Consider the following 7,114-nt stretch of genomic DNA (forward strand, 5'->3'; position numbering starts at 1 on the left):
TGATGCCGAGGTCGCGTTCGGCAGGGGTGTCATCTGCGGGCGGCATCTGGGTGTAGTACTGCATCGCCGCGGAGTTGATCGGAGTCTCAAACGGCAGATGATCGCCGATGACGTCGAACAAGCGCCCCAGGGCGCGCAGTCCGACATCGGGGACCGGATAAACCACCAGGTTGCGATCAGCGGCGGCACCGAGCAGGAATGCGAGGCGATCCACCGCAATGCGTCGGCCACCGGCCATGTATCGGCGCGGTCCCTGGCCCGGCTGCAACAGTGCGACGTGCAAGGCGGCGAGGTCGCGGACGTCCACCACGATCCAGGCGGCGCTGCGCCCGGGCACACCGCGCATCTTGAGCGCTGCCTGCACGCCCTCGGCTGCCTCACCGAACTGATCACCCGCAGGTGGTCCCAGCACCATACCGGGATAACTGATGTTCACTGGCGCGCCGGCGTCCTGAAGACCTCGCGCATACGCTTCGACGATGGCCTTGGACTTGCCGTACCCGTCGGACCCGCCGACCACGGGCAGGTCCGCATGCAGCATCGCTAGACCGGGGCGAAACAGCGCCGAGAAACTCGAGACGTGAATGATCGGATCCATCTTCGCGGCGGCAGCCCCTCCGAGCACGTTGCGGGCGCCTTCGAGGTTGGTCCGCAGCATCTCCTCGCTGCGGGCGGGGTCGGTGGAAACCATTGCTGCGCAATGAATGACGGCGTCACAACCCCGTAGCGCCGCGGCAGTGCTGTCTGAGTCAGCGATGTCACCGACGACGTGGTCGCCTACATCGACGCCGATTTGCGCAGCGCTCGTGTGCAGGCGATCGGGGTTTCGCACGAGAAATTTGACTTGGTGTCCACCATCCTGGACGGCCTTCGCCGTCCAGGCACCCACGAATCCAGTGCCCCCCGTGATTAGAACCTTCATCAGACCCTCCGTACGAAAATCCCATTGCGAAAACCCGCCGGGAGACGTCCTCACGGCATTCCCGGTCAGGTCACCCTGGGTGCCGATACCCGAAGTGTGCCTGCGCCGTCCGCAACGTTCATCCGTGTGCCGGCCACTCGCGTTGGGACAGGTCGCGCCGCGTCACCGCGGGGTTTGACGGCGCGGCACCTTCTCGGGCCACGCTGCGGCCCGCATCGTCACCGCGCGGGGTCGCAGATGACGATCGGAATCGTCCGGTCCGTCCAGGACTGGTAGTCCTCGTACGAGGGGTACATCTTGACCAGCTGCGGCCAGTAGTGAGCGCGTTCCTCGTCGGTGGCGTCCCGCGCGGTCAGGTCCAGCACCTCTTTTTTGACCTGTACCGATACCTTCGGATCGGCCTTCAGATTCAGATACCACATCGGGTTCTTCTCGGCGCCGCCCTTCGACGCGGCCACGATCACCCGGTCGCCGTCGCGCAGAAAATACAGCGGGGACACCCGCGGCTGTCCGGACTTACGTCCTGTCGTGGTCAGCAGGGCGACCGGGATGTTCTGGAAGGTGCTGCCCAGTCCCTCGCCACCGCTGCGGCGGTAGAAGAAGGTGTTGATTCGGGACATCCATTTGATAAAGACGTCGGCGAACGGAGTTTCCATGTAGCGCGGACGTTGTTTTTCGGCCATGACAACGATCCTAGGTTCGCTGAATGAACGGGCGCATCTGGGCGTTGATGTGGCGGATCTTGCCATCCACGATGAGAAACGTCTCGTCGACGTGTGTGCATACTCGCCGTCCGGCGAGCGACGGTTTGGTGATCACGTCGAACTGCGCCCGCACCCGGTCGCCGTCGACCTCGAACTTCGGCGGAGTGCAGGCCTTGATGATCCGGTATTGCGGGCCGCGATTCAGACTGCGCCGCAAGTGGTTTCCGGAAAACCCGGTCTTGATGCCCATCTCGATCCGAACGCAGTCCGGCGCGAGCGGGACCTCGTCGCCGTGGTGGCTGGCCAACGCGTCGATGTAGGCCTGCGCCGCCGCGATGCGGTCCTCGTCAGACACCGCCACCTAGATGCGCTCGATGATGGTGCCGGTCGACAGCGCACCACCGGCACACATGGTGATCAGCGCGGTGCTCTGGTCGGTGCGCTCGAGCTCGTGCAGCGCGGTGGTGATCAGCCGGCTACCGGTGCTGCCCACCGGGTGGCCGAGCGCGATCGCGCCGCCGTTGACGTTGACCTTGTCCATGTCCGGGTTGTGAACCCGCGCCCAGGACAGCACGACGGAGGCGAATGCCTCGTTGATCTCGGTGATGTCGATGTCGCCCATCTTCATGCCGGCCTTCTCGAGCACCTTCGCCGTCGACTGCACTGGGCCGTCGAGGTGGTAGTACGGCTCGGCGCCGACGAGCGCCTGGCTGACGATGCGGGCCCGCGGCCGCAGCCCGAGCGCCTTGGCTTTGTCTTCGTCCATCCACAGCACGGCGGCCGCGCCGTCGGAGATCTGCGACGAGGTGCCCGCGGTGTGAATCCCGCCCTCGAGAACCGGCTTGAGCTGGCTCAGGCCCTCCAGCGTGGTGTCCCGCAGACCCTGGTCCTTGGTGACGACGTGTCGGTCACTGGTCGGCTGCTTGTTCTCGTCGAGCACCGGCGCTTCGATGCCGCTGATCTCGCGGTCGAAGCGGCCTTCGGCCCAGGCCTGCTTGGCCTTGCGCTGCGAGTCGAACCCGAACTGATCGATTTCCTCGCGAGTGATGCCGCGGCGCTTGGCGATCCGCTCGGCGGCGGTGAACTGGTCGGGCAGGTCGATGTCCCATGACGCGGGCCGCAGGATGCCGCGGTCCGGGCCGGCGTTGGCACCCAGGCCGACACGGCTCATCGCCTCGATGCCGCATGCGATGCCGATATCGATGGCCCCCGCGGCGATCAGGCCGGCGACGAGGCCGTTGGCCTGCTGGCCGCTACCGCACTGGCAGTCCACGGTCATGGCGCCCACGTGCTCGGGCAGCCCGGCGACGAGCCACCCGACCCGGGTGATGTTGTTGGATTGCTCGCCGTACTGCGTCACGCAGCCGCCGACGATCTGCTCGACGTCACCCGCGTCGATACCGGCCTTTTCCACCAGCGCCTTCTGCGTGGCGCCCAACAACTCGGTGGCGTGCAGTCCTGACAACCACCCGGCACGCTTGCCGATAGGGCTGCGGGTGGCTTCAACAATTACCGGGTTACCCATGAGGTCAGGCTAGAACACGTTTCATTACCCTGACAAGCGAGGATGCTCCGACACCTTTTGGTCTGCGGCGAGAGCATGTTTTACTGGCACTAGAACACGTTGTAGTTCAGGAGATACTCAATGGCACCCCCCAACATTCCCGCCGAGTTCGACTTCCTCGATCCGGACGTCAACCTGGCCGGACTTCCCGTGACAGAGCTCGCCCAGCTCCGCGAATCCGAGCCGATCCACTGGGTCGACGTGCCCGGCGGCACCGGTGGCTTCGAGGACAAGGGCTACTGGATCCTCACCAAGCACGCCGACGTGAAGGAAGTGTCGCGCCGCAGCGACATCTTCTCCAGTTGGCAGAACGGCGCCATCCCGACCTGGCCCAAGGAAATGACGCGCGAGAACGTCGAGCTGCAGCGCAGCGTCATGCTCAACATGGACGCCCCGCACCACACCCGGTTGCGCAAGATCATCTCCCGGGGATTCACCCCGCGCGCGATCGGTCGGCTGGAGGAGGAGCTCGCGCAGCGCGCCCAGAACATCGCCAAGAACGCGGCCACCGCGGGTAGTGGCGATTTCGTCGAGCAGGTGTCGTGTGAACTGCCGCTGCAGGCCATCGCCGGTCTGTTGGGCGTGCCGCAGGATGACCGTGACAAGCTGTTCCGCTGGTCCAACGAGATGACCGGTGGCGAGGATCCTGAGTTCGCCGATGTCGATCCGGCGCAGTCGTCGATGGAATTGATCATGTACGCGATGGCGATGGCCGACGAGCGGGGCAAGAACCCGACCGACGACATCGTGACGACCTTGATCGAGGCCGACATCGACGGGGAGAAGCTGTCCGATGACGAGTTCGGCTTCTTCGTCATCATGCTGGCGGTGGCCGGTAACGAAACCACCCGCAACTCGATTACCCACGGAATGATCGCCTTCGCGAACAACCCCGACCAATGGGAGCTGTACAAGAAGGAACGCCCGTCGACCGCCGCCGACGAGATCGTTCGTTGGGCGACGCCGGTCTCGGCGTTCCAGCGGACCGCCAACGAGGACACCGAGCTGGGCGGCGTCCAGATCAAGAAGGGCCAGCGGCTGGTGATGTCCTACCGCTCGGCCAACTTCGACGAAGAGGTGTTCGAGGATCCGCACTCCTTCAACATCCTGCGCGACCCGAACCCGCACGTCGGCTTCGGCGGCACCGGTGCGCACTACTGCATTGGCGCGAACCTCGCTCGCATGACGATCAACCTGATCTTCAACGCCGTCGCCGACCACATGCCAGACCTGAAGCCGACCTCGGAACCCGAACGGCTGCGGTCGGGTTGGCTCAACGGCATCAAGCACTGGCAGGTCGACTACTCCGGCAAAAGCGTGGTCGCCGGCTGATGGATTTCACCCCAGACCCGGCGCAGCAAGCAGTCGCCGACGTGGTCACCTCGGTACTCGACCGGGACAACTCCTGGGAGGCGCTGGTCGCCGGTGGTGTGACGGCTCTGCCGATGCCCGAACGAGCGGGCGGTGACGGTCTCGGCTTGCCCGAGATCGCCACGGCGCTCACCGAGATCGGCCGCCACGGCCTGATCAGCCCGGCGCTGGCAACGCTCGGGATCGGTGTGATTCCGTTGCTGGACTTGGCTTCTGAGGACCAGCAGGACCGTTATCTCAGCGGCCTGGCCAAGGGCTCCGTGCTCACCGCGGCGCTGAACGAGCCCGGCGCAGCGCTGCCGGACCGGCCCGCCACGACCTTCGTGCACAGTCGGCTGTCGGGGACCAAAGTCGGTATCGGGTATGCCGAAAACGCCGAATGGATGCTGGTCACCGCCGACAGTGCCGTCGTCGCGGTGTCGCCCAGGGCCGACGGGGTGCAGATCGCGAAAACCCCGACATCCACCGGGGCCGACGAATACGTTGTTACGTTCTCCGATGTCGCGGTGGCCGACGGGGATGTGCTCGCCGGAGCGACGGCTCAGCGGGTGAATCAGCTGGCGCTGGCCGCGATCGGTGCCTACACCGCTGGCCTGGTGGCCGGCGCGTTACGGCTGACCGCCGACTACGTGGCGAACCGCCAACAGTTCGGCAAGCCGCTGTCGACTTTTCAGACCGTCGCCGCCCAGCTCGCCGAGGTCTACATCGCTTCGCGGACCATCGATTTGGCGTCGACATCGGTGGTCTGGCGGCTGGCCGAAGGCCGCGACGCCAGTGACGACCTGGACGTACTGGGCTACTGGATCACCTCGCAAGCGCCGCGGGTGATGCAAATCTGCCACCACCTGCACGGCGGCATGGGGATGGATATCACCTACCCGATGCACCGGTACTACTCCACGATCAAGGACCTGACCCGACTGCTGGGCGGGCCATCGCATCGTCTCGATCTGGTGGGAGCGCAATGTTCATCGAACTGACCCCGGAGCAGCGTCAGCTGCAAGCCGAACTGCGCCAATACTTTTCCAATCTGATCTCGTCCGACGAGATGAAAGCGATGGAGAAGGACCGGCACAACGAGGCGTACCGCGCCGTGATCCGGCGAATGGGCCAGGACGGCAAGCTCGGCGTCGGATGGCCAAAAGAGTTCGGCGGCTTGGGCTTCGGTCCGATCGAGCAGTCGATATTCGTCAACGAGGCGCACCGGGCCGACGTGCCGCTACCCGCGGTGACGCTGCAGACGGTCGGTCCGACGCTGCAGCAATTCGGAAGCGATCTGCAGAAGAAGAAGTTCTTACCGTCGATTCTGGCCGGTGAGCTGCACTTTGCGATCGGCTACACCGAGCCGGAGGCCGGCACTGACCTGGCGTCGCTGCGTACCACCGCGGTGCGCCACGGCGACGAGTACATCGTCAACGGGCAGAAGATCTTCACCACCGGTGCGCACGACGCCGACTACATCTGGCTGGCTTGTCGCACCGACCCGGAAGCCGTGAAGCACAAGGGCATCTCGATCCTGATCGTCGACACCAAGGACCCCGGCTACTCCTGGACGCCGATCATTCTGTCTGACGGCGCCCATCACACCAACGCTACGTACTACAACGACGTCCACGTGCCCGCCGACATGTTGGTCGGCGAGGAGAACGGTGGATGGCGACTGATCACCACCCAGCTCAACAACGAACGGGTGATGCTCGGTCCGGCCGGCCGCACCGCGGGCATCTACGACCGGCTGCACGACTGGGCGTCGAAGCCGGGTGGCGACGCGGTCACCCCCATCGACCACCAGGACGTCAAACGGGCGCTCGGCGAAATCTATTCCATGTGGCGGGTCAACGAACTACTCAACTGGCAGGTGGCTGCCGCGGGCGAAGACATCAACGTAGCCGATGCCGCGTCGACGAAAGTCTTTGGCACCGAGAGCATTCAGTACATCGGTCGGCTGGCCGAGGAGATCGTCGGCAAGTATGGCAACCCGGCTGAGTCGGATACTGCCGAACTGCTGGAATGGCTCGACTCACAGACCAAGCGCAATTTGGTGATTACCTTCGGTGGAGGCGTGAACGAAGTGATGCGCGAGATGATCGCGGCGTCCGGCCTCAAAGTGCCGAGGGTGCCCAGATGACGGATATCCACGAGGCCCTCGCGGAGATCAAAGCCACCGTCATCGCCAAGCCGCGTGTCGGCCGCGACCCGGTGAACCAGCCGATGGTCAACAGCTGGGTCGAAGCCATCGGCGACACCAACCCCATCTACCGGGACGAGGGCGCGGCCCGTGCGGTCGGCCACCCCGGAATTGTCGCCCCACCGGCCATGATTCAGGTGTGGACGATGTTCGGGCTGGGCGGCGAACGCCCGACCGACGATCCCATGGGCCCGATCATGAAGCTGATGGACGACAACGGCTACATCGGCGTGGTCGCGACGAACTGCGAGCAGACGTATCATCGGTACCTGCAACCGGGCGAGGAAGTCAGCATCTCCTCGGAGATGGGCGACGTGGTTGGACCCAAGCAAACTGGTCTCGGCGAGGGCTGGTTCATCAACCAG

8 protein-coding genes are annotated in these 7,114 nt (G+C 64.8%); 4 read left to right on the top strand and 4 right to left on the bottom strand.

What is annotated here, in order from left to right; all coding sequences use genetic code 11:
- The 4 genes from VGH54_RS25690 to VGH54_RS25705 form a co-directional block, all read right to left on the bottom strand.
- Positions 1–922 (bottom strand): NAD-dependent epimerase/dehydratase family protein (locus VGH54_RS25690; protein ID WP_331514952.1); only part of this gene is annotated, 922 nt, incomplete at its 3' end.
- Positions 923–1,140: 218 nt separating this feature from the next.
- On the bottom strand, positions 1,141–1,578 hold the full coding sequence (locus VGH54_RS25695) for a nitroreductase family deazaflavin-dependent oxidoreductase (protein WP_414688803.1): 438 nt from the start codon (positions 1,576–1,578) through the stop codon (positions 1,141–1,143).
- Between the two features lie 37 nt (positions 1,579–1,615).
- The gene (locus VGH54_RS25700) at positions 1,616–1,987 is read right to left on the bottom strand and encodes a nuclear transport factor 2 family protein (RefSeq protein WP_331514954.1); all 372 of its coding nucleotides are present in this window, start codon (positions 1,985–1,987) and stop codon (positions 1,616–1,618) included.
- Positions 1,988–3,151 carry a steroid 3-ketoacyl-CoA thiolase gene (locus VGH54_RS25705; RefSeq protein WP_331514955.1) on the bottom strand — a complete coding sequence of 388 codons (1,164 nt, stop codon included), beginning with the start codon at positions 3,149–3,151 and terminating at the stop codon, positions 1,988–1,990.
- Positions 3,152–3,271: 120 nt separating this feature from the next.
- On the opposite strand from VGH54_RS25705, the gene VGH54_RS25710 reads away from it, so the two are divergent.
- The 4 genes from VGH54_RS25710 to VGH54_RS25725 all read left to right on the top strand — a co-directional run.
- Complete coding sequence (locus VGH54_RS25710) at positions 3,272–4,522, top strand: cytochrome P450 (RefSeq protein WP_331514956.1); 1,251 nt, start codon at positions 3,272–3,274, stop codon at positions 4,520–4,522.
- The gene (locus tag VGH54_RS25715; protein ID WP_331514957.1) at positions 4,522–5,541 is read left to right on the top strand and encodes an acyl-CoA dehydrogenase family protein; all 1,020 of its coding nucleotides are present in this window, start codon (positions 4,522–4,524) and stop codon (positions 5,539–5,541) included. Before VGH54_RS25710 ends, VGH54_RS25715 begins: the two co-directional genes overlap by 1 nt.
- A complete protein-coding gene (gene fadE29, locus VGH54_RS25720; protein ID WP_331514958.1) occupies positions 5,526–6,689 on the top strand; it encodes an acyl-CoA dehydrogenase FadE29 in 1,164 nt (387 codons plus the stop codon). Before VGH54_RS25715 ends, fadE29 begins: the two co-directional genes overlap by 16 nt.
- The coding region (locus VGH54_RS25725; protein ID WP_331514959.1) for an FAS1-like dehydratase domain-containing protein at positions 6,686–7,114 on the top strand (429 nt) is incomplete at its 3' end. The genes fadE29 and VGH54_RS25725, both read left to right, overlap by 4 nt.

Origin of the sequence: Mycobacterium sp. (assembly GCF_036488105.1) — a bacterium.
Lineage (GTDB): Bacteria > Actinomycetota > Actinomycetes > Mycobacteriales > Mycobacteriaceae > Mycobacterium.